At 65.5% G+C, this 24,149-nt stretch carries 24 protein-coding genes; 10 read left to right on the forward strand and 14 right to left on the reverse strand.

Annotated features, from left to right (window positions below; genetic code table 11):
* Positions 1 to 140: 140 nt before the first annotated feature.
* Together ABWY06_RS08955 and ABWY06_RS08960 are read right to left on the reverse strand one after the other, a co-directional pair.
* Entirely contained in the window at positions 141 to 1,028 is an 888-nt protein-coding gene (locus ABWY06_RS08955; protein WP_353925222.1) for a bile acid:sodium symporter family protein, read from the reverse strand.
* A gap of 260 nt (positions 1,029 to 1,288) precedes the next feature.
* Positions 1,289 to 2,050 (reverse strand): SDR family oxidoreductase, encoded by a 762-nt coding sequence (locus ABWY06_RS08960; RefSeq protein ID WP_353925223.1) that lies wholly within the window; start codon positions 2,048 to 2,050, stop codon positions 1,289 to 1,291.
* 236 nt (positions 2,051 to 2,286) lie between these two features.
* Between ABWY06_RS08960 and ABWY06_RS08965 the strand changes: the two genes are divergently transcribed.
* Both ABWY06_RS08965 and ABWY06_RS08970 read left to right on the forward strand, forming a co-directional pair.
* Entirely contained in the window at positions 2,287 to 3,291 is a 1,005-nt protein-coding gene (locus ABWY06_RS08965; protein WP_353925224.1) for an NADP-dependent oxidoreductase, read from the forward strand.
* A gap of 546 nt (positions 3,292 to 3,837) precedes the next feature.
* Complete coding sequence (locus tag ABWY06_RS08970; RefSeq protein ID WP_353925225.1) at positions 3,838 to 5,130, forward strand: calcium-binding protein; 1,293 nt, start codon at positions 3,838 to 3,840, stop codon at positions 5,128 to 5,130.
* A 138-nt stretch (positions 5,131 to 5,268) separates the two neighbouring features.
* Here ABWY06_RS08970 and ABWY06_RS08975 read toward each other — a convergent pair whose 3' ends face one another.
* Positions 5,269 to 5,700 carry a GlcG/HbpS family heme-binding protein gene (locus ABWY06_RS08975; RefSeq protein ID WP_353925226.1) on the reverse strand — a complete coding sequence of 144 codons (432 nt, stop codon included), beginning with the start codon at positions 5,698 to 5,700 and terminating at the stop codon, positions 5,269 to 5,271.
* Between the two features lie 326 nt (positions 5,701 to 6,026).
* Here ABWY06_RS08975 and gcl point away from each other — a divergent pair, with 326 nt between their 5' ends.
* The 7 genes from gcl to ABWY06_RS09010 all read left to right on the forward strand — a co-directional run bounded on the left by gcl (position 6,027) and on the right by ABWY06_RS09010 (position 14,322).
* Entirely contained in the window at positions 6,027 to 7,802 is a 1,776-nt protein-coding gene (gene gcl, locus ABWY06_RS08980; protein WP_353925227.1) for a glyoxylate carboligase, read from the forward strand.
* 79 nt (positions 7,803 to 7,881) lie between these two features.
* Entirely contained in the window at positions 7,882 to 8,664 is a 783-nt protein-coding gene (gene hyi / locus ABWY06_RS08985; protein WP_353925228.1) for a hydroxypyruvate isomerase, read from the forward strand.
* 10 nt (positions 8,665 to 8,674) lie between these two features.
* Positions 8,675 to 9,565, forward strand: coding sequence for a 2-hydroxy-3-oxopropionate reductase (locus ABWY06_RS08990; protein ID WP_353925229.1), 891 nt, complete (start codon positions 8,675 to 8,677; stop codon positions 9,563 to 9,565).
* A 206-nt stretch (positions 9,566 to 9,771) separates the two neighbouring features.
* Complete coding sequence (locus tag ABWY06_RS08995; RefSeq protein ID WP_353925230.1) at positions 9,772 to 11,067, forward strand: glycerate kinase type-2 family protein; 1,296 nt, start codon at positions 9,772 to 9,774, stop codon at positions 11,065 to 11,067.
* Positions 11,057 to 12,472, forward strand: a complete 1,416-nt coding sequence (gene pyk, locus ABWY06_RS09000) for a pyruvate kinase (RefSeq protein WP_353925231.1) — start codon at positions 11,057 to 11,059, stop codon at positions 12,470 to 12,472. The genes ABWY06_RS08995 and pyk overlap by 11 nt, the downstream gene beginning before the upstream one ends.
* 236 nt (positions 12,473 to 12,708) lie before the next feature.
* The gene (locus tag ABWY06_RS09005; protein ID WP_353925232.1) at positions 12,709 to 13,635 is read left to right on the forward strand and encodes an urea transporter; all 927 of its coding nucleotides are present in this window, start codon (positions 12,709 to 12,711) and stop codon (positions 13,633 to 13,635) included.
* 48 nt (positions 13,636 to 13,683) lie between these two features.
* Positions 13,684 to 14,322 carry an HD domain-containing protein gene (locus ABWY06_RS09010; RefSeq protein WP_353925233.1) on the forward strand — a complete coding sequence of 213 codons (639 nt, stop codon included), beginning with the start codon at positions 13,684 to 13,686 and terminating at the stop codon, positions 14,320 to 14,322.
* A 36-nt stretch (positions 14,323 to 14,358) separates the two neighbouring features.
* Here the strand turns inward: ABWY06_RS09010 and ABWY06_RS09015 are convergent, their stop codons facing one another.
* The 11 genes from ABWY06_RS09015 to ccmA form a co-directional block, all read right to left on the reverse strand.
* The gene (locus tag ABWY06_RS09015; protein ID WP_353925234.1) at positions 14,359 to 14,916 is read right to left on the reverse strand and encodes a DUF4124 domain-containing protein; all 558 of its coding nucleotides are present in this window, start codon (positions 14,914 to 14,916) and stop codon (positions 14,359 to 14,361) included.
* A gap of 147 nt (positions 14,917 to 15,063) precedes the next feature.
* Complete coding sequence (locus ABWY06_RS09020) at positions 15,064 to 15,384, reverse strand: flagellar basal body L-ring protein FlgH (RefSeq protein WP_353925235.1); 321 nt, start codon at positions 15,382 to 15,384, stop codon at positions 15,064 to 15,066.
* Positions 15,381 to 16,607: a c-type cytochrome biogenesis protein CcmI gene (ccmI, locus tag ABWY06_RS09025; RefSeq protein ID WP_353925236.1), complete on the reverse strand. Its 1,227-nt coding sequence runs from the start codon at positions 16,605 to 16,607 to the stop codon at positions 15,381 to 15,383. The genes ABWY06_RS09020 and ccmI overlap by 4 nt, the downstream gene beginning before the upstream one ends.
* Entirely contained in the window at positions 16,604 to 17,089 is a 486-nt protein-coding gene (locus ABWY06_RS09030) for a cytochrome c-type biogenesis protein (RefSeq protein ID WP_353925237.1), read from the reverse strand. Before ABWY06_RS09030 ends, ccmI begins: the two co-directional genes overlap by 4 nt.
* Entirely contained in the window at positions 17,086 to 17,628 is a 543-nt protein-coding gene (locus ABWY06_RS09035) for a DsbE family thiol:disulfide interchange protein (RefSeq protein WP_353925238.1), read from the reverse strand. Before ABWY06_RS09035 ends, ABWY06_RS09030 begins: the two co-directional genes overlap by 4 nt.
* Positions 17,625 to 19,598 (reverse strand): heme lyase CcmF/NrfE family subunit, encoded by a 1,974-nt coding sequence (locus ABWY06_RS09040; protein ID WP_353925369.1) that lies wholly within the window; start codon positions 19,596 to 19,598, stop codon positions 17,625 to 17,627. Before ABWY06_RS09040 ends, ABWY06_RS09035 begins: the two co-directional genes overlap by 4 nt.
* Before the next feature lie 14 nt (positions 19,599 to 19,612).
* Complete coding sequence (gene ccmE / locus ABWY06_RS09045; RefSeq protein WP_353925239.1) at positions 19,613 to 20,065, reverse strand: cytochrome c maturation protein CcmE; 453 nt, start codon at positions 20,063 to 20,065, stop codon at positions 19,613 to 19,615.
* Positions 20,062 to 20,238, reverse strand: a complete 177-nt coding sequence (ccmD, locus tag ABWY06_RS09050; protein ID WP_353925240.1) for a heme exporter protein CcmD — start codon at positions 20,236 to 20,238, stop codon at positions 20,062 to 20,064. Before ccmD ends, ccmE begins: the two co-directional genes overlap by 4 nt.
* Complete coding sequence (locus ABWY06_RS09055; RefSeq protein ID WP_353925241.1) at positions 20,235 to 20,990, reverse strand: heme ABC transporter permease; 756 nt, start codon at positions 20,988 to 20,990, stop codon at positions 20,235 to 20,237. The genes ccmD and ABWY06_RS09055 overlap by 4 nt, the downstream gene beginning before the upstream one ends.
* Before the next feature lie 147 nt (positions 20,991 to 21,137).
* Entirely contained in the window at positions 21,138 to 21,809 is a 672-nt protein-coding gene (ccmB, locus tag ABWY06_RS09060) for a heme exporter protein CcmB (protein ID WP_353925242.1), read from the reverse strand.
* The gene (gene ccmA / locus ABWY06_RS09065; protein WP_353925243.1) at positions 21,809 to 22,438 is read right to left on the reverse strand and encodes a cytochrome c biogenesis heme-transporting ATPase CcmA; all 630 of its coding nucleotides are present in this window, start codon (positions 22,436 to 22,438) and stop codon (positions 21,809 to 21,811) included. The genes ccmB and ccmA overlap by 1 nt, the downstream gene beginning before the upstream one ends.
* A 143-nt stretch (positions 22,439 to 22,581) precedes the next feature.
* On the opposite strand from ccmA, the gene fliK reads away from it, so the two are divergent.
* Positions 22,582 to 24,144 carry a flagellar hook-length control protein FliK gene (fliK, locus tag ABWY06_RS09070; protein WP_353925244.1) on the forward strand — a complete coding sequence of 521 codons (1,563 nt, stop codon included), beginning with the start codon at positions 22,582 to 22,584 and terminating at the stop codon, positions 24,142 to 24,144.
* Positions 24,145 to 24,149: the final 5 nt, after the last annotated feature.

Raw genomic sequence — 24,149 nt, forward strand, 5'->3', positions numbered from 1 at the left:
TTTGTGGGTAAATGGCTATGCCGAAGTCGCTTTCAGGACACTAATATCATTTTAATGTCATCGACGGCGACTCCCCTTTTTATCGGCCGTAAAAAAACGCCCTGAAGGCGCTTTTTTTCAGTTCCGGCCGGCCAGCAAACTCAGTCTAGTGGTTGGGACAACTCTTTCCCATGAACCCAATTGACCCACCAGCCAAACAGGCCAGCGGTGAAGAACATGATCAGGCTGTAGATGGCCGCGGGAATGGCCATGGTCGAGTTGTTCAGCAACATGGGGCTCAGCGCCAGGGCAATCGCCAGGGTGCCATTGTGGATGCCGATCTCCATGCCGATGGCCACCGCCTGGCGCAGTGGCAACTTGAGCAGGCGCGGCACGCAATAGCCGACGCCCAGGCTGATCAGGTTGAACGTCAGGGCCGCCAGCCCCACCACTGGAGCGAACTCCACCACCGTCTGCCAGTCCTTGACGAACGCCAGCACCACCACCAGTAAGAGAAACAGCGCCGAACCGATCTTCACCGGCTTGTCCATGCGCGCGGCGAATCCCGGAAAGCGCGAACGTACCCACATGCCAATGGCCACCGGCCCCAGGACAATGGCGAACACCTGCAGCACCTTGCCGAACTGCAAGGGCAAGGCCTGGTCGGCCGCCATGAAGTGCAGCATCGACAGGTTGACGATCAGCGGCAGGGTCAGCACCGCGATCACCGAGTTCACCGCCGTCAGGCTGATATTCAAGGCCACATCGCCGTGAGCCAGATGACTGTAGAGGTTGGCCGAGGTGCCGCCGGGCGAGGCGGCCAACAGCATCAAACCGACCGCCAGTGCCGGGGCCAGGGCGAAGCCCTTGGCGATCAGGAAACACAGGGCCGGCAGCAGCAGTACCTGGCACGCCAGGCCGATCAGTACCGGACGGGGAAATTTCAGGACCCGGGCAAAATCCGCCAGGGTCAGGGACAATCCCAGGCCGAGCATGATGATGCCCAGGGCCATGGGCAGAAAAGCGGTCAGCAGGGGGCTGGCGGTCATCGACTGGCACTCCAACGGCAATGGCGTCGATTCTTGACCAGCGGCGAGCACCTTGTCACTGGCTATTCGCGCCAATGTGCCGGTGCCGTCGTGCCCCCTAGGGCCTGTGACACTACCCGCACGGCCCTGCGGGTTGCGCAAATAAGTGCCCCTGCCGCGTCGCGAAACTGCGCAAGGGAATGACCCTTGCCTGCGTTTCGCGCCTTGCCTGACACCCTTTTCGCGGCAACGCACCTCGCAAGGGTTAATGTCTACAGGACCTAGATCGCGGTGGCCCCACCGTCCACGGCGAGCGCATGGCCGGTGGTAAAGCCGGCCCCATCGCAGCACAGGTAGAGCACCGCGCTGGCGATTTCCTCGACCCGACCGATACGCCCGACCGGGTGCATGGCGGCGGCGAACTCGGCCTTTTTCGGGTCCGCTTCATAGGCGCGACGGAACATGTCGGTGTCGATCACCGCCGGACAGACCGCGTTGACACGGACTTTCTTGCGCGCGTATTCCACCGCGGCCGACTTGGTCAGGCCGATCACGGCGTGTTTCGAGGCGCTGTAGATGCTCATCTTCGGCGCGGCCCCCAGGCCGGCCACCGAGGCGGTATTGACGATGGCGCCGCCACCTTGGGCCAGCATCAGCGGAATCTGATGCTTCATGCACAGCCAGACCCCTTTGACATTGACGCCCATGATGGCGTCGAACTCAGCCTCGCTGCCGTCAGCCAGCTTGCCTTGCTCGATCTCGATGCCGGCGTTATTGAAGGCGTAGTCCAGCCGACCATAGGCGCTGACGGTACGCTCCAGCAACGCCTTGACCTCGGCCTCGCGGGTGACATCGCAGCGCACGAAGGTGGCCTCACCGCCCGCCTCGCGAATCAGCCGCACCGTGGTTTCGCCGCCCTCACCATCCAGGTCGGACACCACCACTTTGAGGCCCTCGGCCGCGAATGCCAGCGCCGTAGCGCGGCCGATACCGGCGGAACCGCCAGTCACCAGGGCAACCTGGCCGGAGAAGGTCATGCTCATGCTGTGCATCCTCGAAACAATGGCGATGAAAGGGGAACCGCCGGCAGTCTAGTCAGCCCGGCGACCTTACGGCAGCACTATCACAACCCCGGTTGAAGCCTTATCCAAAAAAATAATGAAGACACCCGACCTACCATCACTCTCCTGGATAAAACCCTATTCGCCCCCCGGGTTCTGCTTGCCCGACTGGACAGCCGGGGCTAAACCTCGGGATTCAGTTCCCAGGAGTACCTGCCATGACCACGCGCAATCGCCAGTTCCTGCTCGCCCAACGCCCGGTGGGCCTGCCCAGCCGCGAGACCTTCAGTTATGTGGAAAGCGTCGTTGGCGAACCCGGTCCGGGTCAGGTGCTGGTGCGCAACCTCTACCTGTCACTGGACCCGGCCATGCGCGGCTGGATGAACGACGCCAAATCCTATATTCCACCGGTCGGCCTCGGTGAGGTGATGCGCGCCCTTGGGGTGGGCCAGGTGGTCGCCTCCAATCACCCGGATTTTGCCGTGGGTGAGCATGTCAACGGCGCCCTCGGCGTGCAGGATTATTTCCTGGGCGCACCCAAGGGGTTCTACAAGGTCGATCCCCGCCGCGCGCCCCTGCCGCTGTACCTGTCGGCCCTGGGCATGACCGGCATGACGGCCTACTTTGCGCTGCTCGACGTGGGCGCCCCCAAGGCCGGTGAAACCGTGGTGATCTCCGCCGCGGCCGGCGCGGTTGGCAGCATTGCCGGGCAGATCGCCAAGCTCAAGGGTTGCCGGGTGGTCGGTATCGCCGGCGGCGCCGAGAAATGCGCGTTGCTGGTCGACGAGCTGGGCTTCGACGCGGCCATCGACTATAAAAACGAGGACTTGCATGCCGGTCTCAAACGGACCTGCCCCAAAGGCGTCGATGTGTTCTTCGACAACGTGGGCGGCGATATCCTCGACGCCGTGCTGACCCGCATCAATTTCAGGGCGCGGGTGGTCATCTGTGGCGCGATCAGCCAGTACAACAACAAACAGGCGGTCAAGGGCCCCGCCAACTACCTGACCTTGCTGGTCAACAGCGCCCGCATGGAAGGCATGGTGGTGATGACCTACGCCCCGCGCTTTGCCGAAGCCGCCCAGGACATGGCTGCCTGGCTGGCCGCCGGCCAATTGAAAAGCAAGGAAGATGTGATCGAAGGGCTGCAGACCTTCCCGGAGACGCTGCTGAAGCTGTTCAACGGCGGCAACTCCGGAAAGTTGATCATCAAAGTCGATTGAACCCGAAATCTGCGCTGTTCGGCCAGCGCGGCTGACAGCGCGAAAAAGCGAACAGGGACACACTGGCAAGTATATCGATCCGGGCACTTGCAACACTTCAAGACCCGCCTGCAGCGCCCAGTGTAAATTATGTAAACAACCTACCACTTATTGTCCACCCCCTTTACTACTTGCAACTCACCGGCCGTGATACACGCCGCGCCTACCACCGCTGCCGGCCTGCGCCCAGCCTGCAATCCGTGCCCTTGAAAGGCAGCGGCTTAGCGCACGGTGCCCCAAGGCCAGGACCTGGACACGCGGTCACCATCCGAACCTGAGCGCTGCGCCGCGGATACAGCCCGGCTAATAGCGCGCGCAAACGCCAACTAAAGTCAGCGTGTTTGAATAGTGCCCCGCCTTGACCAGCCCGTTCAGCGGAAATGGATCATATAAAAGAACAGCCAAGTAATGATCGCCGCAAACACTTCATTAACGGACTGGATCGGCGACCCGCAAGGTAGTACCCGATGCCGCGCATTGCGGTTTTATATCCTCTAGGAGTTCTCAATGAAGGTGAACAACAAGGCTGATGGATTGACTGGCACGGATACCGCGACAGTCACAGCCCCCGCAGGTTCGGCAGGCAGCCGTTCGCGGGTCCGCCGCAGCGGCGGCGCGGGTAACGACACGTTAACCGGCGGCGCAGGCGACGACCTGCTCGACGGCAAGGGCGGCAACGACCAGTTGTACGGCGGCGCCGGCAACGACACCCTGCTCGGCGGCCGCGGCCATGACCTGCTCAACGGCGGCAGTGGCGACGACCGCCTGGACGGCGGTGCCGGTAACGATCTACTGATCAGCAGTGCCGGTACCGACCGTTTCCTGTTCGGCAAAGGCGATGGCCAGGACCGCATCCTGCGCCTGCCGGAGGGCAATGACAGCCGTTTTGGCATACTGCAATTCAAGGATGGCGTGGCCACCAGCGAAGTGCGCTTCAAACAGGTCGCCGACGCCACGTTTGGCGGCACCACCGCGCTGCAAGTGAGCATCGTCGGGACCCGCGACACCGTCACCATTGACGGTTTTTTCAGGGAGGACACCTCTGGCCGCTACAACCCGGTGCAGCTGCTGCAGTTCGCCGACAGCACCCTGTGGGACGTCGCCGCGATCAAGGCCCAGCTGGGCGGCGGCACGGCCGGCAACGACAGCCTGAACGGCGGCAACGGCAACGACCTGCTCGATGGCAAGGGCGGCAACGACCAGCTGTACGGTGGCGCCGGCAACGACACCTTGCTCGGCGGCAGTGGTGAAGACCTGCTCAACGGGGGCAGCGGCGATGATCTGCTGGAGGGCGGTGCGGGCAACGACCGCCTGATCGGCAGTGCCGGTAACGACCGTTTCCTGTTCGGCAAGGGTGACGGCCAGGACCAGATCCTGCGTTTTCCGGAAGGCAGTGACAACCACTCCGGAGTGCTGCAGTTCAAGGCAGGCGTGGCCTCCAGCGAGGTGAGCTTCAAGCAGGTCGCCGACGCCACCTTCGGTGGCATCACCGCGCTGCAAGTGAGCATTGCCGGCACCGCTGACACCGTCACCATCGACGGTTTCTTCAAGGAGGACACTTCCGGCCGCTACAACCCGGTGCAACTGCTGCAGTTTGCCGACAGCACCCTGTGGGACGTCACGGCCATCAAGGCGCGGCTACCGGCCGGCGCATCGGCGCAGACGGCTCACCTGGACGGACAGTTGCAGCATCTGGTGGATGCCATGGCGGCCTTCGGCGTGCCCGCTGCCGCCGAGACCACACTGGGCGGCAATCAACGTGACCAACTGAATCTACTGATCGCCGCCAATCTGCAGTAAGGATCCAGGCTCGGTAATCTGCGACGTACAAAAAAGGCCCATCGCTCGATGGGCCTTTTTTATGCCCGCCGCGGTATCAGGGGCTGCCGCAAGCGCGCAGCGGCGAGGGTTTCGCCACCAGCGCAGGCGTGCTCGCCATCACCCCGCATCCGCCTGCAAACCCGCCGCCAACACGCCCTTGATCGCACACTGCTCGTCAATGTCCGAGCTGTCCCCGGTGATACCGATGGCGCCGAGCAACCGATTGTCCCGGTCGCGGATCAGTACGCCGCCCGGTGCCGGAACCAGGTTGCCCTGGGCCAGGGTATTGACCGCGGCAATGAAGCTCGGGCGCTGCCGGGCGTCTTCGGCGATCAGCCGCGAGGCCTTGCCCAGTGCCATCGCGCCCCAGGCTTTGGCCACCGCGATTTGCGGACGCAGCAGGCTGGCGCCGTCCTCACGTTGCAGGCTGATCAGGTGCCCGCCAGCATCCAGCACCGCGACGGTGAGCGGCGCCGCGCCGACGGCCCGACCCGCGGCCAGCGCCTGGGTGGCGATTTGGGTCGCCATATGCAGGGTTAACAGATTCATGGTCCAGCCCTTCTGTGGGTGAAGACTGAGGAGTGCGGCCTTTTAGCACTGTCGTACGACAGAAAGGCCTTCCAGGTGCCACCCCACTATCCCACCAAGGGCGCGCAACACTCAACACAAAAGAACAATAAATGTATTTTTTGTATACAAAAACACTCACAACCTTCCTGACCATCCGTCAGAAGCCCGCCAAAAACGGCCACTATACGGGCACTGCAGCGATCAAGCGTCCGACCAATATAAATATTGACCCACAGGTCAAGGAATGAATAGAATCGCCAACAGTTTTTTTGTATACAATTTCAGAACAAAAGAGGCACAACAAAATGGCCAGAATGAGAGCAATCGAGGCTGCGGTGCTGGTGATGCGCCGCGAAGGCGTCGACACCGCGTTTGGCATCCCCGGCGCCGCCATCAACCCCCTCTACGCCGCCTTGAAAAAGGTCGGCGGTATCGACCACGTCCTGGCCCGTCATGTCGAAGGCGCCTCGCATATGGCCGAGGGCTATACCCGCACCCAGGCCGGCAATATCGGCGTGTGCATCGGCACGTCCGGCCCCGCCGGCACCGATATGGTCACCGGCCTGTATTCAGCCAGCGCCGATTCCATTCCGATTCTCTGCATCACCGGCCAGGCGCCCCGGGCTCGCCTGCACAAGGAAGATTTCCAGGCGGTCGACATCACCAGCATCGTCAAGCCGGTGACCAAGTGGGCGACCACAGTGATGGAGCCTGGGCAGGTGCCACGGGCCTTTCAGAAAGCTTTTTACGAGATGCGCAGCGGCCGCCCCGGCCCCGTGCTGATCGACCTGCCGTTCGACGTGCAGATGGCCGAGATCGAATTCGATATCGACGCCTACGAGCCGTTGCCGTTGGCCAAGCCGGCCGCGACCAGGATTCAGGCGGAAAAAGCCCTGGCGCTGCTCAATGCCGCCGAACGTCCCTTGCTGGTGGCTGGCGGTGGCATCTTCAATGCCGACGCCAGCGCCGAGCTGGTGGAATTCGCCGAGCTGACCGGCGTGCCGGTGATCCCGACGTTGATGGGCTGGGGCTGCATCCCCGACGATCATCCGTTGATGGCCGGCATGGTCGGTCTGCAGACTTCGCATCGCTATGGCAACGCCACCCTGCTGGCTTCGGACCTGGTGTTCGGCATCGGCAACCGCTGGGCCAACCGCCACACCGGCTCGGTCGAGGTCTACACCGAGGGCCGCACCTTTATCCATGTCGACATCGAACCGACCCAGATCGGTCGGGTGTTCAACCCCGACCTGGGCATCGTGTCCGACGCACGCGCCGCGCTGCAGATGTTCCTCAGCGTCGCCCGCGAATGGAAGGCCGCCGGCAGGCTGAAGGACCGCAGCGCCTGGCAGGCCGACTGCCAACAACGCAAGCGCAGCCTGCAGCGCAAGACCCAGTTCGACAACGTGCCGGTCAAGCCCCAGCGCGTGTACCAGGACATGAACGAGGTGTTCGGCAAGGACACCTGCTACGTCAGCACTATCGGCCTGTCGCAGATCGCCGGCGCGCAGTTCCTGCACGTCTACCACCCCCGTCACTGGATCAACTGCGGCCAGGCCGGCCCGCTCGGCTGGACCATTCCGGCGGCCCTGGGCGTGGTCAAGGCCGACCCGACCCGCAAGGTAGTGGCCTTGTCCGGCGACTACGACTTCCAGTTTATGATCGAGGAGCTGGCGGTCGGCGCCCAGTTCAACCTGCCCTATATCCATGTGGTGGTGAACAATTCCTACCTAGGACTGATCCGTCAGTCCCAGCGCGGCTTCGAGATGGACTACTGCGTGCAGCTGGCCTTCGACAATATCAACGCCCCGGAGCTGAACGGCTACGGCGTCGACCATGTCGCGGTGGTCGAAGGCCTGGGCTGCAAGGCGATCCGGGTCTTCGAACCCGAGCAGATCCGCCCCGCACTGATCCAGGCCAAGGAGCTGATGCAGCAGTACCGCGTGCCGGTGATGGTGGAAATCATCCTGGAGCGGGTGACCAATATCTCCATGGGCACCGAGATCAACGCGATCAACGAGTTCGAGGACCTGGCGCTGACCAGCCGCGACGCACCGACCGCGATTTCACTGCTGGACTGACCGCAACCTTTTGCTGCGGATGCGCCCGGCACCTTATCGGTCCGACGCGGATCCGGCTGCGCACCACCAGGAGCACGCCATGCCCCGCTTTGCCGCCAACCTGTCCATGCTGTTCACCGAGTTGGACTTTATGGATCGCTTCGCCGCCGCCGCCGATGCCGGTTTCAGCGGTGTCGAGTACCTGTTTCCCTATGACTTCGACCCCCAGGAAATCCGCGCGCGCCTGAACGCCAACCAGCTGACCCAGGTGCTGTTTAACCTGCCGGCCGGCGACTGGGCCCAAGGCGAACGTGGCATCGCCTGTCACCCGGAGCGGGTCGAGGAGTTCCGCGCCGGGGTCGACCAAGCCATCGCCTACGCCAAGATCCTGGGCAATACCCAGGTCAATTGCCTGGCCGGCATCCGTCCGCCAGGGGTGGCCAGCGCCACGCTCGAGCGCACCCTGGTCGACAACCTGAAATATGCCGCCGAGCGCTTGCAGGCCGCCGGCATCACGCTGCTGATGGAAATGATCAACACCCGCGACATTCCCGATTTTTACCTGAGCACCACCGCCCAGGCGCTGGCGATTCGCGAGCGGGTCGGCAGCGCCAACCTGTACTTGCAATACGACCTCTACCACATGCAGATCATGGAAGGTGACTTGGCACGGACCCTGGCCGAGCAGCGGGCGGTCATCCGTCACGTGCAGCTGGCCGACAACCCCGGGCGCCACGAGCCGGGCACTGGCGAGATCAATTACCGCTTTCTCTTCGAGCACCTGGACCGCATTGGCTACCAGGGCTGGGTTGGCTGTGAATACAAGCCGGCCACCACCACCACTGCCGGCCTCGGCTGGTTGAAAACCCACAACGCCCATTAAGGGGTATCGCATGGCTAAAATCGGATTTATCGGCACTGGCATCATGGGCAAGCCCATGGCGCAGCACCTGCAGAACGCCGGTCACACCCTGTTCTTCTCCGAGCACTTCGAAAAAGCCCCGGCCGAGCTGCTCGGTGAGCACGGCATCGGCTTGGCCAATCCACGCGAAGTGGCTCAGGAGGCCGAATTCATCATCATCATGGTGCCCGATACGCCCCAAGTCGAAGACGTGCTGTTCCGTGCCGACGGCGTGGCCCTGGGCCTGGGCGCCGGCAAACTGGTGATCGACATGAGCTCGATCTCGCCGACCGCCACCAAGGTCTTCGCCGAGAAGATCAAGGCCACCGGCGCGGGTTACCTGGATGCCCCGGTGTCCGGCGGTGAAGTGGGTGCCAAGGGCGCCACCCTGAGCATCATGGTCGGCGGCTGTGAAAAAGCCTTCGAACGCGCCCTGCCACTGTTCCAGGCCATGGGCAAGAACATCACCCGGGTCGGTGGCAATGGCGATGGCCAGACCGCCAAGGTGGCCAACCAGATCATCGTCGCCCTGAATATCCAGGCGGTGGCCGAGGCCCTGCTGTTCGCCGCCAGGAACGGTGCCGACCCGGCGAAGGTGCGCGAGGCGCTGATGGGCGGCTTCGCCGGCTCGAAGATCCTCGAAGTGCACGGCGAACGCATGGTCAAGGGCACCTTCGACCCGGGCTTTCGCATCAGCCTGCATCAAAAGGACCTCAACCTGGCCCTGGCCGGCGCCCGCGAGCTGGGCCTGAACCTGCCCAACACCGCCAATGCACAACAGCTGTTCAGCACCTGCGCGGCCCTGGGCGGGGCCAACTGGGATCACTCGGCGCTGATCAAGGGCCTGGAGCATATGGCGAACTTCTCCATCCGCCCCGAGTAACCTTGCCGATCGTTGCCAGGCATGCCCTGGCAACGCCATGAGGGACGCTCCGGCGTTCCGAGGCAAGCCCCTTTCGAGCTCCCGCTGGGCGGTGTCACGGCCTGCCTGCCGGGTCGCTCGATTCCAGTGCGCAGCGCCTGCCCGGCGGACGCTGCGCACTAGAATCGAGGTTGATCCACCTTGCCACCCGAACCAGAGAGATCGCCATGCCCATCGATCCGCAAAACCTGCTACGTGAGCTGTTCGCCAGCGCCATTGACGCCGCCCATCCCCGCCAGGTGCTGGCCGACCACCTGCCCACCGACCGCAGCGGCCGGGTCATCGTGATTGGCGCCGGCAAGGCCGCCGCCGCCATGGCCGAGGTCATCGAAGACCACTGGCAGGGCGAGATCAGCGGCCTGGTGGTGACCCGCTACGGACACGGTGCCCGCTGCAGCGCCATCGAGGTGGTCGAGGCTGCGCACCCGGTACCCGATGCCGCCGGGCTGGCCGTGGCCCAGCGCGTACTGGCCCTGGTCAGTCACCTCCAGGAAAGCGACCGGGTGATCCTGCTGCTATCCGGCGGCGGCTCGGCCCTGCTCGCCCTGCCAGCCGAGGGCATCAGCCTGGCGGACAAGCAGGCGGTCAACAAGGCGCTGCTCAGGTCCGGCGCGACCATCGGCGAGATGAACTGCGTGCGCAAGCACCTGTCGGCGATCAAGGGCGGCCGCCTGGCCAAGGCCTGCTGGCCGGCCACCTTGCATACCTACGCGATTTCCGATGTACCGGGCGACGAGGCGACGGTGATCGCCTCAGGCCCCTCGGTCGCCGACCCGACCACTTCGGCAGAGGCCCTGGCGATCCTGGCCCGTTACGCCATCGAGGTGCCCGCCGCCGTGCGCGCCTGGCTGCAGGATCCGCGTTCGGAAACCGTCAAACCTGGCGACCCCTGCCTGGCGCGCAGTCACTTCCAGTTGATCGCCACGCCGCAGCAGTCCCTGGTCGCCGCCGCCGCCCGCGCCGAGGCGGCCGGTTTTTCGACGCTGATCCTCGGCGACCTGGAAGGTGAATCCCGCGAGGTGGCGAAAGTCCACGCCGGCATCGCCCGGCAGATCGTCCAGCACGGCCAGCCGCTCAAGCCGCCCTGCGTGATCCTCTCCGGCGGCGAAACCACCGTCACCCTGCGCGGCCAGGGCCGTGGTGGACGCAACGCCGAGTTCCTGCTGAGCCTGACCGAAAGCCTCAAGGGCTTGCCGGGCGTGTATGCGCTGGCCGGCGACACCGACGGCATCGACGGCTCGGAAGACAACGCCGGGGCCCTGATGCGCCCCGACAGTTATGCCCGCGCGGCCCAGTTGGGCTTGAACGCCCGTGACGCGTTGGACGACAACGACGGTTACGGCTACTTCGCCGCCCTGGGCGACCTGATCATCAGCGGCCCGACCCGCACCAATGTCAACGATTTCCGCGCCATTCTCATCCTTGAAAGCAGCCCCCTTGAGAGCTCCCACCATGACGCCTGACAAGAAAGTGAAGATCCTTGCCACCTTGGGCCCGGCCATCCAGGGCCTCGACGACGTCCGTCAGCTGGTCGAGGCCGGGGTCAATCTGTTCCGCCTGAATTTCAGCCACGGCGAGCACGCCGACCACGCCGAACGTTTCCACTGGGTGCGTGAGGTCGAGCGCCAGCTGGATTACCCGATCGGCATCCTGATGGACCTGCAAGGCCCGAAACTGCGGGTCGGCCGCTTCGCCACCGGCAAGGTCGAACTGCAACGCGGCCAGGCCTTCCGCCTGGACCTCGACTCGAGCCCGGGCGATACACGACGTGCCAACTTGCCCCATCCGGAAATCATCGCCGCACTGCAGCCGGGCATGAACCTGCTGCTGGACGACGGCAAGCTACGCCTGCAGGTCACCGCCAAACATGCCGACGCCATCGACACCCGTGTACTGGCCGGCGGTGAGCTGTCGGACCGCAAGGGCGTCAACGTGCCGGAGGCGCTGCTGGAACTCAGCCCACTGACCGCCAAGGACCGCCGCGACCTGGACTTCGGCCTGCAGTTGGGGGTGGACTGGGTGGCGTTGTCCTTCGTCCAGCGTCCCCAGGACCTGATCGAGGCCCGTGCGCTGATCGGCGAGCGTGCCTTTATCATGGCCAAGATCGAGAAACCCTCGGCGGTCGAACAGTTGGAAGCCATTGCGCAACTGGCCGACGCGATCATGGTTGCCCGTGGCGACCTGGGCGTGGAAGTCCCGGCGGAAAACGTCCCGGCCATTCAAAAAGCCATTATCCGGACCTGTCGCCAACTCGGTAAACCGGTGGTGGTGGCCACACAGATGCTCGAGTCCATGCGCTTTTCCCCGGCCCCGACCCGTGCCGAGGTGACGGACGTGGCCAACGCCGTCGCCGAGGGTGCCGACGCGCTGATGCTGTCAGCGGAAACCGCCTCCGGGGACTATCCGCTGGAGGCCGTCAGCATGATGAGCAAGATCATCCGCCAGGTGGAGAGCGGCGCGGACTTCCAGGCCCAGCTCGACGTGGGCCAGCCCCGTCCCGAGGCCACCGCCTCCGATGCCATCAGTTGCGCGATCCGTCGTATCGCCACCATCTTGCCGGTGGCGGTGCTGGTCAACTACAGCGAGTCCGGCAGCTCCAGCCTGCGCGCCTCCCGTGAGCGGCCCAGGGCAGCGATTCTCAGCCTGACACCGAACCTGCACACCGCACGCCGACTGACGGTGGCCTGGGGCGTGCACTCGGTGGTCAATGCGCGGCTGAACAAGGTCGAGGAGATCACCAGCACGGCCGTGGAAATCGCCCAGGCTCAGGGCTTGGCCCAGCGCGGCGACACCCTGTTGATCACCGCCGGGGTGCCCTTCGGCCAGCCGGGCAGCACCAATATGCTGCGCATCGAGACCTTGCCCTGACCGCCCTGCCACGCGGCGGGCAAGGCCCCTGGCCAACGAAGATCAACAGCAGCGAGGCGCTCCGTAGGGCGGGTGCAACCCGCGCCTGTGGCCCGGGTGCAGAACGGGCTAAGCGACGCCATCGCCATGACGCGGTCGGACGCAGCAGTTGCGCAAGCAGCTCCCAGGCCCGCACGAGGCGTGCACAGGTCGCCAATCACGCTCCCTGTCACGCCGTTTAACCGAGCCTTGCCCGCATGCCCTCCCGCCTTCCACTCGCCCCCCGCCTCGGCCCACTGGCCATCCCCCTGCTGCGCGGTGCCGGCCAAGTCTTTCTCCAGGGCCACGCCGGCTGCGGTCTGCTGGTGCTGCTGGCCCTGGCCTGGGGTGGCCCGGGCCTGCTCGGCGCGGCACTGCTGGGTACGCTAGCCAGCGGATTGACGGCACGCTTGCTGGACTGCCGTCGCGCGGCGATCGACACCGGCGTGTACGGCTACAACGGCCTGTTGCTGGGCCTGCTGCTGGGCCTGAGCTTCACCTGGACGCCGTTGCTGGGGCTGGCCATAGTCGCCGGCGCGGCGTTCTCCGGCCTGCTGTTGCGCCCGACGCTGCGGCGCCGTGCAGGCCCGGCCGCGCTACCGGCCTACACCTGGCCCTTTGTCACGATCGGCTGGTCGCTGTTGGCGCTGGGCACCCCGCTGGGGTTGTCCCCGCGGCCCGGCGAGCTGCCCGTGACCCTGCCATTCAATGGCCTGAACCTGGTGGCGGCACCCTTTCGCAGCCTGGCCCAGGTGGTCTTTCTGGACTCGTTCGGCGCCGGCCTGTGCCTGTGGCTGGGCCTGCTGTGGGCGAACGCGCGCCTGGCCGGCTGGGCATTGTGCGGCGCCAGCGGAGGCCTGCTGTTCGGCCTCTGGCAGGAAGGCAGCACACCCGCGGTCCTGGCCGGCCTGGCGGGCTATAACCCGGCCCTGGCAGCCCTGGCGCTGGGTCGGCAGCGCACGCCCCTGCCGGCCCTGTGCGGCGCGGTACTGAGCTGCATCCTGCAGCCGGGGTTTATCGCCTTGGGCCTGCCGGCCCTGACCGCGCCTTTTATTCTGGCTTGCTGGCTGGTGCTGGCCAGCCAGCGGCTCTGGAGCCGAATGACCCTTGAGGCGCACTTGCATCCGCTGCGGAAAAGTCCTTAGGCTGCCCCCCAACCCCGGCTCTACCACCGGACCTTCCATGAGGCCCCCATGTCCGTCCCACTGACCGAGACTCGCTTGACCGAGGAACGCTGGCAGAGACTCTGGCAGGCACTGGGCGGCAGCGCCCCGGACGGAAGCTACCGGCAGTTACGCGTGGCCTATGACGAACCCCAGCGGTTCTACCATAACGGGTCGCATATCGAGGCCTGTCTGGCCCATTTTGACCGCTGGCAGCACCTCGCGCTCGCCCCGGCACGGGTGGAACTGGCGCTGTGGACGCACGACCTGGTCTACGACACCCGGCGCCAGGACAACGAAGCCGCCAGTGCCGAGCTGACCACCAGCTGGCTGGAGCAGGCGGGTTTACAACACCACGCGACGAAGGTGGGTGAGATGATCCTCGCCACCTGCCATCGACAACCGCCGGACGATCCTGATGCCGCCCTGGTGGTTGACCTCGACCTCAGCATCCTTGCCAGCGCAGCGGAGCACTATGCCGCGTACGAGCAGGCCATTCGCGCCGAATACGCCTGGGTGGAAGAGTCGCTGTTTCGGACAGGGCGCGCTCGGCTATTGCAACACCTGCTGGCGATGCCGCACCTGTATCAGAGCCCAACGCTGGCGCAGCGCTGGGAAGCCCAGGCGCGGACGAACCTGCAACAGGCACTGGACCGTCTCAGGCCTTGAGTTCGCGCCAGGCCCTTGCGGTGCAGGGCCTGGTACTCAGTTAGGAAAGTTCATGCAAAAGGCCAGGGCCATCGCATCCTTGCTGTCCGCCATGCAATCGATGATTGGCTGGGCCTTGGGATCCGTGAGGTAATCCCGCTCACAGCGCTCCGGATGACGCTTGATGTCCAGGTGGTGCTCCTTCAGCTGGTCCATGTTCTTGCGGTATTTCTCGTCGCTGATGCGACCTTCCTTGACCGCGGTGCGGCCAAACCCCTTAAGCTCGACCAGCAAATCCGGCATGCGCTTTATCACCCCCGCACATTGCCTCTCGGCTTTTTTCTGCAATTGAGCGGCATCCAGCGGCCTCTCGGGCACTGCGCTCTCGCCGGCCTCTGCCCCTGGCGCAGCGGTAGCCGGCTCAGGTTCGGCGGTCTTCAAGGCCTCCATCGAATTCACCTGCAGGCGTCGCGCCTCGACTTTCTGGCTTTCCGGTGGCGGGGTGTCGGTGAAGTGCAGCTTGCCGTCGGCGTCCCGCCATTGATAGACCTGGGCCCCGGCCGGCGGGCAGAGGGCAAGCAAGAGCCCCGCGACAATCAGGGAACGAATGGACATGCAGGCCTCCTGGGCACTCGACTGGAACCTTGCCCCACCGCGGACCGGCATCGGCAACGCATTAACTGAAGGTAGAAACGTGGAGGGCTTGCGCCGCCCCTGGTGACGGTCGATCCGCTGCCTGGAGGGTCCGGTCGACCGCGGCGATCACTGACGCCGATAGTGCTTGCCCAGCGCCGCCGGCACCCGGCTGTCATCCGACGGCTGCCAGGGCCCCTGGGGACTGCTGGACCAGCTCCAGCCCTGGTTCCAGCGGTAGTAGGTGCGCTCGCGATAATACAAGTGGTCGGCGTTTTCCAGCACATACACACCGAGGCTGGCGTCCCAGTGACTGTGCCCGCCGGGCGGTGGCGCGTAGCGCGGGTGGGACGGGGTCTGACTCGAGGGTGGCGTCGCCACCGGCCCGCGGTGCGCGGTGCACCCCGCCAGCAGCAAGGCGCACAGGCAGGCACTGATCAGCGGTTTCATTGCGGTTGCCCCTCTGCGGTGTCGATCATCAGCACCTGCTGCGCCGGATTGCTGCTGGCCAAGGGTGCACTGCGCCCCACCCACTCGCCGGCTGTGGCATTACCGGCCCGGGAAATCCGTGCCACCAGTTGCACCTGGGCGAAACCGGAGAGTTTCAGTTGCGGCATCATTGCATCGCTGTCGGACAGGCTGACCTCGGCCGGCAAGTCGGCCACCGTCAGGCGCTTGACCGCCAGCGGCATCGGCGGGCCCGCAACGGCGCGGGCAAACACGAACACGCTGTCGCCCGGCTGGACCTGGTCTTTCAGCTCGGCGGCCAGGCTGACCTGGACCCGCAGGGTGGCGCCGCCGGGTGCAGCCGGCACCGAGGGTACCGCCGCCGGCGCGCCGGCTTGCAGATTGGCACGGGCGCGTTCGATGCCGCCGGCAATGGCGCTGCGCGACGGATCGTCGGTCGGCAACACCGCCACCAGACGCTCCCAGAAGCCGATGGCGTCGGCGAAACGTTGGTTCTCGAAGGCGGCAATGCCTAGCAGGCCCAGGCTGGTAACCTCCTTGGGGTCGGCTTTCAGGGCTTCGTCGGTCAAACCCTGTATCTGCGTCGACCACTGCTTGTCCGCGGCGAAGTACAGCGCCTGGGCCCACTGGCCGAGCAGCTCGGGCTCGCGCCCGGCCAATTCGACGGCCCGGGCAAAGGCCTGGCTGGCCGCTTCGGCACGCGGTTCGGCCATATAGGCCCGACCGAGGAAATACCAGGCCTGGGCCGAGTCGGGCTGGGCCTTGACCTGGGCCTGCAGGTTGGCGATCAGTTGCTCCAGGCTTTGTGGCTGCTGCACTGGCTGCGCGGCCAGCTCGCGGGTCAGCTCGACCTGCGCCAGGCCGCCCCACTGCGAGTACAATCCGCCGCCCACAAGCGGCACCAGCAGTGCGGCCAACAGCGGGATGGCGCCGCCGAGCACGCGGGATCTGCGGTTCTGCGCGCCCTCGGTGTCGGCCAGCAGTTCCCGGGCAGCCTCGTCGCGGGCGGCCTGCAGTTGCGCCAAGCTCAGTACCCCGGCCTGCTGCTGCCCCTCCAGTTCGCGCACGCGCTCCTGGTACAGGGTGACATTCAGAGCGGTGCGGTCCTCCTCGGCCTGCACCCGCCGGCCGCGCAACACGGGAATCAGCAAAAACGCCAGGGCCAGCAGCAACAGCAGCCCAGCGGACAGCCAGAAATCGATCATGGGACGTTCTTATCCAGGGAAGTCGGTTGGAGCAAGGTGGCCAGGCGTTGTCGTTCGTCCGCCGTCAGTTCGCCGCGCGGCGTGTCGCGCTGGCCACGGCGGCGCCAGACGATCCAGCCCAGCAGGCCGAAGCCGCCCAGCAGCAGGCCGGCCGGGCCGTACCAGAGCAGCAAGGTACGCGCGTTGACCGGCGGTTTGTAGCGCACGAAATCGCCATAGCGATTGACCAGGTAGTCGATGATCTGCTCGTCGCTTTGCCCCGCCTCCAGCATGCGGTAGATCTCGCGGCGCAGGTCGGTGGCGATTGGCGCATCGGAGTCGGCGATGTTCTGGTTCTGACACTTGGGGCAGCGCAGTTCCTCGGTGAGGGTGCGGTAGCGTTGACGTTCGGCCTCGCTGGCGAATTCGTAGGTATCGATGGCCGCTCGCGCCACCCCGCACAGGCTCAGGCCCAGCAGGCAGGCGATCAACAGGCGCTTCATGGCGCCACCGCCGGGGCATCCGCCAGGGCCTGGTAAAGTGGCGCCAGTTTCTCGCGCCAGACGCGTTCGTCGATCACCCCGACGTACTTGTGACGGATGATGCCCTGGGCGTCGATCAGGAAGGTCTCCGGCGCGCCGTAGACCCCCAGGTCCAGCCCCAGGCTGCCCTGGGCATCGTCGATATTGAGGCCGTAGGGGTTATGGAATTCGGCCAGCCATTTGCGCGCGGCGGCGTTGTCGTCCTTGTAATTGACGCCATGGATGACCACACCCTGCTGCGCCAGTTGGTTGAGCACCGGATGTTCGACCCGACAGGACACGCACCAGGTGGCCCAGACGTTGACCAGGGCGGGCTTGCCCTTGAGGTCGGCCTGGGTCAGGGCTTTGCCGCCGTCCACCGCCGGCAGGGCAAACGCCGGAAAGGGCTTGCCGATCAGGGCCGACGGCAGCTCCGCCGGGTCGAGAAACAGCCCGCGGTACAGCACCACCGCCACGCCCAGGAAAATCGCCAGGGGCAGCAACAGGATCAGGCGTTTCATGACGGCGCTCCCACCAGGCCCAGGGCATCGCGCACCCGGGTGCGGACTTTCATCCGATAACGTTTATCGCTGGCCGCCAGCAAGCCGCCCAGGCCCATCAGCCAGGCGCCCGCCCAGATCCAGCGGACAAAGGGCTTGATGTGCACCCGCACTGCCCAGGCGCCGTCATTGAGCGGCTCGCCCAGGGCGACGAACAGGTCACGGGTGACCCCGGCATCGATGCCGGCCTCGGTCATCATCGATTGCTGCACGGTGTAAAAGCGTTTTTCCGGGTGCAGCACGGCGATTTCCCGCTCGCCCTCGAAGACCCTGACCGTGCCCCGGTCGGCGGTAAAGTTGGGGCCCTCGCGGTGCACGGCGCCCTCGAAGACAAAGCGGTAGCCGCCCAGCGCCATGGCCTCGCCCGGCGCCAGGCGCAGGTCGCGTTCAGCGCTGTTGAGGCTGGCCAGCACCACGCCCAAGGCGCACACGGCGATACCGAGGTGCGCCAACTGCATGGCCCAGTAACTGCGGCCCAGGCCACGCATACCGGTCCACAGGCCCTTGTGCCGGGTCTTGTCGCGCAAATCACGCAGGCCGGCCAGCACCACCCAGGCCGACAGCATGCAGGTCGCCAGCACCGCCCAGTTCGAATCGCCTAGGGCAAAGGCCGCCAGGCCCGCCAGCGCCATGCTGCCCAACAGCACCGGCGCCAGCATGCCAAGCAACCAACGCACGGGCGTGTCCTTCCAGCGCACCAGCACGCCGACCGCCATCATGGCCATCAGCAGCCCCATCAGCGGCACGAACAGCGCGTTGAAATACGGCGGGCCGACCGACAGCTTGGCGCCGGTCATGGCGTCCAGTACCAGGGGATAGAGAGTGCCGAGCAGGATGGTCGCGGCGGCGACCACCAGGATCAGGTTGTTTACCAACAGCAGCGTCTCGCGCGACCACAGGGCAAAGCCGACCTGGCTGCGCACGACCGGCGCGCGAATGGCGAACAGGGTCAGCGAGCCACCGACCACCAGCAGCAGGAAGGCCAGGATAAACACGCCCCGCTCCGGATCGCTGGCAAAGGCGTGCACCGAGGTCAGCACGCCGGAGCGCACCAGGAAGGTCCCCAGCAGGCTCAGGGAAAACGCGGCAATGGCCAGCAGCACCGTCCAGCTTTTGAATACGCCGCGCTTTTCCGTGACCGCCAGGGAGTGGATCAGCGCGGTGCCCACCAGCCAGGGCATAAAGGACGCGTTTTCCACCGGGTCCCAGAACCACCAGCCGCCCCAGCCGAGCTCGTAATAGGCCCACCAGGAACCCAGGGCGATACCTATGCCCAGGAAGGCCCAGGCCACCAGTGTCCAGGGCCGCGACCAGCGTGCCCAGGCGGCATCCAGTCGACCACCGAGCAAGGCGGCAATGGCGAAGGCAAAGGCCACCGAAAAACCCACGTAACCCATGTAGAGCATCGGCGGGTGGATGATCAGGCCGAAATCCTGCAGCAAGGGGTTGAGGTCGCGACCGTCCACCGGGGTGTCAGGCAACAGGCGGGTGAAGGGGTTGGAGGTGATGATCAGGAAGCACAGGAAACCGACGCTGATGATGCCCATCACCCCCAGCACCCGCGCCAGCATCTCCTCGGGCAACTGCCGAGAGAAGATCGACACCGCGAAGGTCCAGCCACCGAGGATCAAGGCCCAGAGCAACAGCGAACCCTCGTGGGCCCCCCACACGGCACTGAACTTGTAATACCAGGGCAAGGCGCTGTTGGAGTTGTGCGCCACATAGGCCACGGAAAAATCATCGACCATAAAGGCCTGGGTCAGGCAGGCGAACGACAACACCAGAAAGGTGAACTGACCCCAGGCGGCCGGCTGCGCCAGGCCCATCCACTGCCGATCTCCGCGCCAGGCGCCAATCAGCGGCAAACTGGCCTGGACCAAGGCCAGGCACAAGGCGAGGACCAGGGCCAGGTGGCCAAGTTCGGGAAGTATACTAGGCATGGTGGTCATCCCTTCTTGTTCGGCATGGGTTGGCTCTGACCACTGTCCTGCAGGGCCTTGGTGACTTCCGGCGGCATGTAGTTCTCGTCATGCTTGGCCAGCACTTCGTCGGCCATCAGCACGCCATCTTCGAGCTTGCCCAGGGCGACGATGCCCTGCCCCTCGCGGAACAGGTCCGGCAGGATGCCCTGGTATTCGATGGTCACGTCACGGGCAAAATCGGTCACCACGAAGCGCACGGTCAGGGAGTCTGTGGAACGCACCAGGGACCCCTCCTTGACCATGCCGCCAGCACGGATGCGGGTGTCGGCGGGCACTTCGCCATTGGCGATCTGGGTCGGCGTGTAGAACAGGTTGATGTTCTGCTGCAACGCGCTGAGGGCCAGGCCCACGGCCAGGCTCACGCCTAACAGGATGGCGAGGATCAGCAACAGGCGTTTCTTGCGCAGCGGATTCACGGTTTGTTCTCCCGGCGCAAACGACGCGCCTCTTCCTGCAGATAACGGCGGCGAGCCAGCAGCGGCAACACCAGGTTCAGCCCCAGCAACGCCAGGCTAATGCCATAGGCACTCCACACGTACAAGCCGTGCTGGCCCATGGCGATAAATGCACCGAACGACTCGAAACTCATGGGCCCTCCTTCACCAGGCGCGCCACTTCGGCCTGCGCCCAGCTGCTGCGGGCCTCGCGTTTGAGCACCTCGAGACGCATGCGCAGCAGCAGCACCGTGCCGAAAAAGCAGTAAAAGCCCAGTACCATCACCAGCAGCGGCAACCACATCTCCGCCGGCATGGCCGGTTTCTCGACGATACTGAAGGTCGCGGGCTGGTGCAGGGTGTTCCACCATTCCACCGAGTATTTGATGATCGGGATATTGATCACCCCGACTATGGCCAGCACCGCACAGGCCTTGGCCGCGCTGTCGCGGTTGGCGATGGCCTGGCCCAGGGCGATGATGCCGAAGTAGAGGAACAGCAGGATCAGCATCGAGGTCAGCCGGGCGTCCCAGACCCACCAGGCACCCCAGGTCGGCTTGCCCCAGATTGCCCCAGTGAGCAGCGCGATCACCGTCATCCAGGCGCCAATCGGCGCGGCGGCCTGCAGGGCGACATCGGCCAGCTTCATCTTCCAGACCAGGCCGACCACGCCACAGACGGCCAGCATCAGGTAGCAGGATTGCGCCAGCAGCGCCGCCGGCACATGGATATAGATGATCCGGAAGCTGTTGCCCTGCTGATAGTCCGGCGGCGCGAAGCCCAGGCCCCAGGCCAGGCCAAGCGCCAGCAGCACGGCGCTGACCCAGCCCAGCAGCGGCAGCCAGCGGCCGCTGATCTGGTAGAACCACTTGGGCGAGCCTAGCTTGTGAAACCAGCCCCAGTTCATAAGCGACACCCCACAATGGTCGCGCCCACGGGGCGCCGACCTGGAATGACTGGCTGTTGTGACCCGACCAGCGCCGGGCATGTTAGCGTTTCCAACCGTCTCTCCATCTGTTTGTCCAGGGTGCTTGGGCGCTGCCACCCGCCCCGGTCATTCACCGACACTGATGCTCAGTCCGGCGGCGATTGCAAAAGGGCTCAGCGTCAGGGTCAGGGCCGCCAGGCTGGCCAGCCACAACAGCTGCCCGGTGGCGGGCAAGCCCTGCAGGGCCGCCTGCAGCGCACCGCTGCCCAGGATCAGCACCGGGATATACAACGGCAAGATCAACAAGGCCAATAGCAACCCACCGCGCTTGAGCCCCACGGTCAAGGCCGCCCCCACCGCGCCGAGCAAACTCAACACCGGCGTGCCCAGCAGCAGCGAGAGTAGCAACACCGGCAGGCAACGCGCGGGCAACCCCAGCATCAGCGCCAGCAGCGGCGCCAGCAGCACCAGCGCCAGCCCCGAAAACAACCAGTGTGCCAGGACCTTGGTCACCACCAAAAGAGGCACGGGGTGCGACGAAAGGACCCACTGTTCCAGGGAACCGTCCTCGAAATCGCTGCGAAACAGCCCATCCAGTGACAACAGCACCGCCAGCAAGGCGGCGACCCAGATCAGCCCGGGTGACAGGGTCTTGAGCAGCTCGGTTTGCGGACCGACCGCCAGCGGGAACAACGCGATAACGATGGCAAAAAACACCAGGGGATTGGCCAATTCGGCCGGGCGGCGAAACAGCAGACGCGCTTCGCGGGTCAGCAGCAGGACGAATACCGACTTCATCAGTGGCCCCCTAGCTCGAGGGTACGGAAGGCCACGGGCACTTGCGCCAGCTGGTGGTGGGTGGTCAACAACACCAGACCACCCTGTTCGCAATGCGCCGCCAGGTGCGCCTCCAGCTGTGCCACACCCTGCTTGTCCAGGGCAGTGAAGGGTTCGTCGAGGATCCACAGCGGCGGCGCCTGCAGGTACAGGCGCGCCAGTGCCACCCGGCGCTGCTGGCCCGCGGACAGGCTATGACAGGGGACGTCCTCGAAGCCGTACAGGCCGACCGCCTGCAGTGCCTGCCAGATCGCCGGGCGCTCGGCGGGGCGCTGCAAGGCACACAGCCAACTGAGGTTTTCCTCGGCGCTGAGCAGGCCCTTGATCCCGGCCGCATGCCCGATCCACAGCATCTGCCGCGCCCGCTCGCCCGCATCGGCCCGCAACGCGCGACCGTTCAGCCGCACTTCACCCGCACTGGGTTGCATCAACCCGGCGAGCAGGCGTAATAGACTGGTCTTGCCGCTGCCATTGGGCCCGGCGACCTGCAGCATCTCGCCCGCCGTCACACGCAGGTCGAGGCCGTCGAAGAGCATACGCCCGTCCCGCTCGCAGGCGAGCGCCACGGCTTCAAGAACAGGGCTGGTCACGGCATGGTTACCCGTTAAAGTCGAGGGTGTGCCGGCCGCTATACTGACGCAAGCACAATGCGCGGCCGGCCCGGACGGGGCGGCATTATACATGCCAGGCCCCGCCGCCGAAGCGGGCATTTTCGACAGGTTATTACCCCGCCATGGCCGAGATCAGCAGCCCACGCCCGCTTCCGCCGACCGCACCGAGCCCGCGCCCCAGTGCGCCGACGGCCGACCTGGCGCTTAAATTGCTGCAGCCCTTGCAAGGCCTGCTGGCCGTCGGCGAGTCGGCAAGCGCCGAAGTCGTCACCGTCAAGGAGGCCGGCCAGAGTTTCCAGATGCTGCTCAAGCTGACACTGGACAATGGCCGCCAGGCCACGCTGCAGGCCAGCGGGTCACGGCCCTTGAGCCAAGGCGCCGCCGTGGTGGTCACCGCACTGGCGGAAACCCGCCTGGCCGTGGCCCTGCAGAGCGGCGGCAGTGGCGCGCTGACCCAGCTCGACCTGGACCAACTGCCGGTGGGCACACTGCTCCAGGGCAAGGTGCTGACCAATGAGCAACTGGTGCAGGGCAAAGCGTCCCAGGCGATTTACCGGGTGCTGGTCAGCCTGCTCAACACGCCCCTGGCCGGCAGCAAGCTGGCCCTGGAAACACCGCTGCCGCTGCCCATCGGCAGTCTGTTGACCGCCCAGGTGCAAGGCAGCCAGAGCCTGGCGTTTCTGCCGCTCAGCGGCCGCCTGGATCAGCTCGCCCTGGGCCAGCAACTGGGTAACCAACTCAACCGCCAGGGCTCGCTGGAAGGCCTGTTCAAGGCCCTGCAGGGCCTGGGCGAGAAAACCGGCCTGCCCGACGGCCTGCGCGGCAGCGTCGACAAGCTGCTTGGCAACTTGCCCAGTGGCGCCCAGTTGAGCACACCCAAGGGACTGGCCCAGGCCCTGGAAAACAGCGGCCTGTTTCTCGAATCCAAATTGCTCGCCGGTCAGACCGGCGCCCTGCCCCAGGACCTCAAGGCCAACCTGCTGCGCCTGGTCGCCCAGTTGCTGCCCGCGCTGCCGACAGGTGCGCCTGGCGCCAGCCCACTGGGTGGTTCGGGCATCCCCGGCGCGGCCCTGGCCCAGGCGCTGCCGGCCTTCGTCCGCTCGGCCCTTGGCGGCCTGAGCCAGGGCGGCGGACGCCAACAGGCGTTGCAGTTCCCCCTGCCCGCGCGGCTGCTACAGGCCATGGAAGGCGAAGAGGACCTGGAAGCCTTGCTCAAGCTGGCGGCGGCAGCGGTGTCACGCCTGCAGACCCACCAACTGTCGAGCATGGCCCAGAGCCAGGTCGGCCCTGACGGTAACCTGTTGACCACCTGGCAACTGGAGCTGCCGATGCGCAACCAGCAGGAGCTGGTGCCGTTGCAGATCAAGTTGCAACGCGAAGAAGAACCCCCCAAGAAGGACAAGAAGGAACAAAAGGAGATGCTCTGGCGGGTCGAGCTGGCATTCGACTTGCCGCCCCTGGGGCCGCTGCAAGTACAGGCGCAGTTGGCCCGTGGCAGCCTGTCCAGCCAGCTCTGGGCCGAACGCGCCAGCACCGCCAGCCTGATCGAAGCGGAACTGGGCAACCTGCGCGAGCGCCTGCTGGCCGCCGGGCTGAATGTCGGCGAGCTGGACTGCCGCCAGGGCACACCTCCCCAGGGACCGCGCACCCAGCTGGAACAACGCTGGGTCGACGAGACCGCTTGACGCCC

It is taken from the genome of Pseudomonas sp., from assembly GCF_040514055.1.
GTDB lineage: Bacteria > Pseudomonadota > Gammaproteobacteria > Pseudomonadales > Pseudomonadaceae > Aquipseudomonas.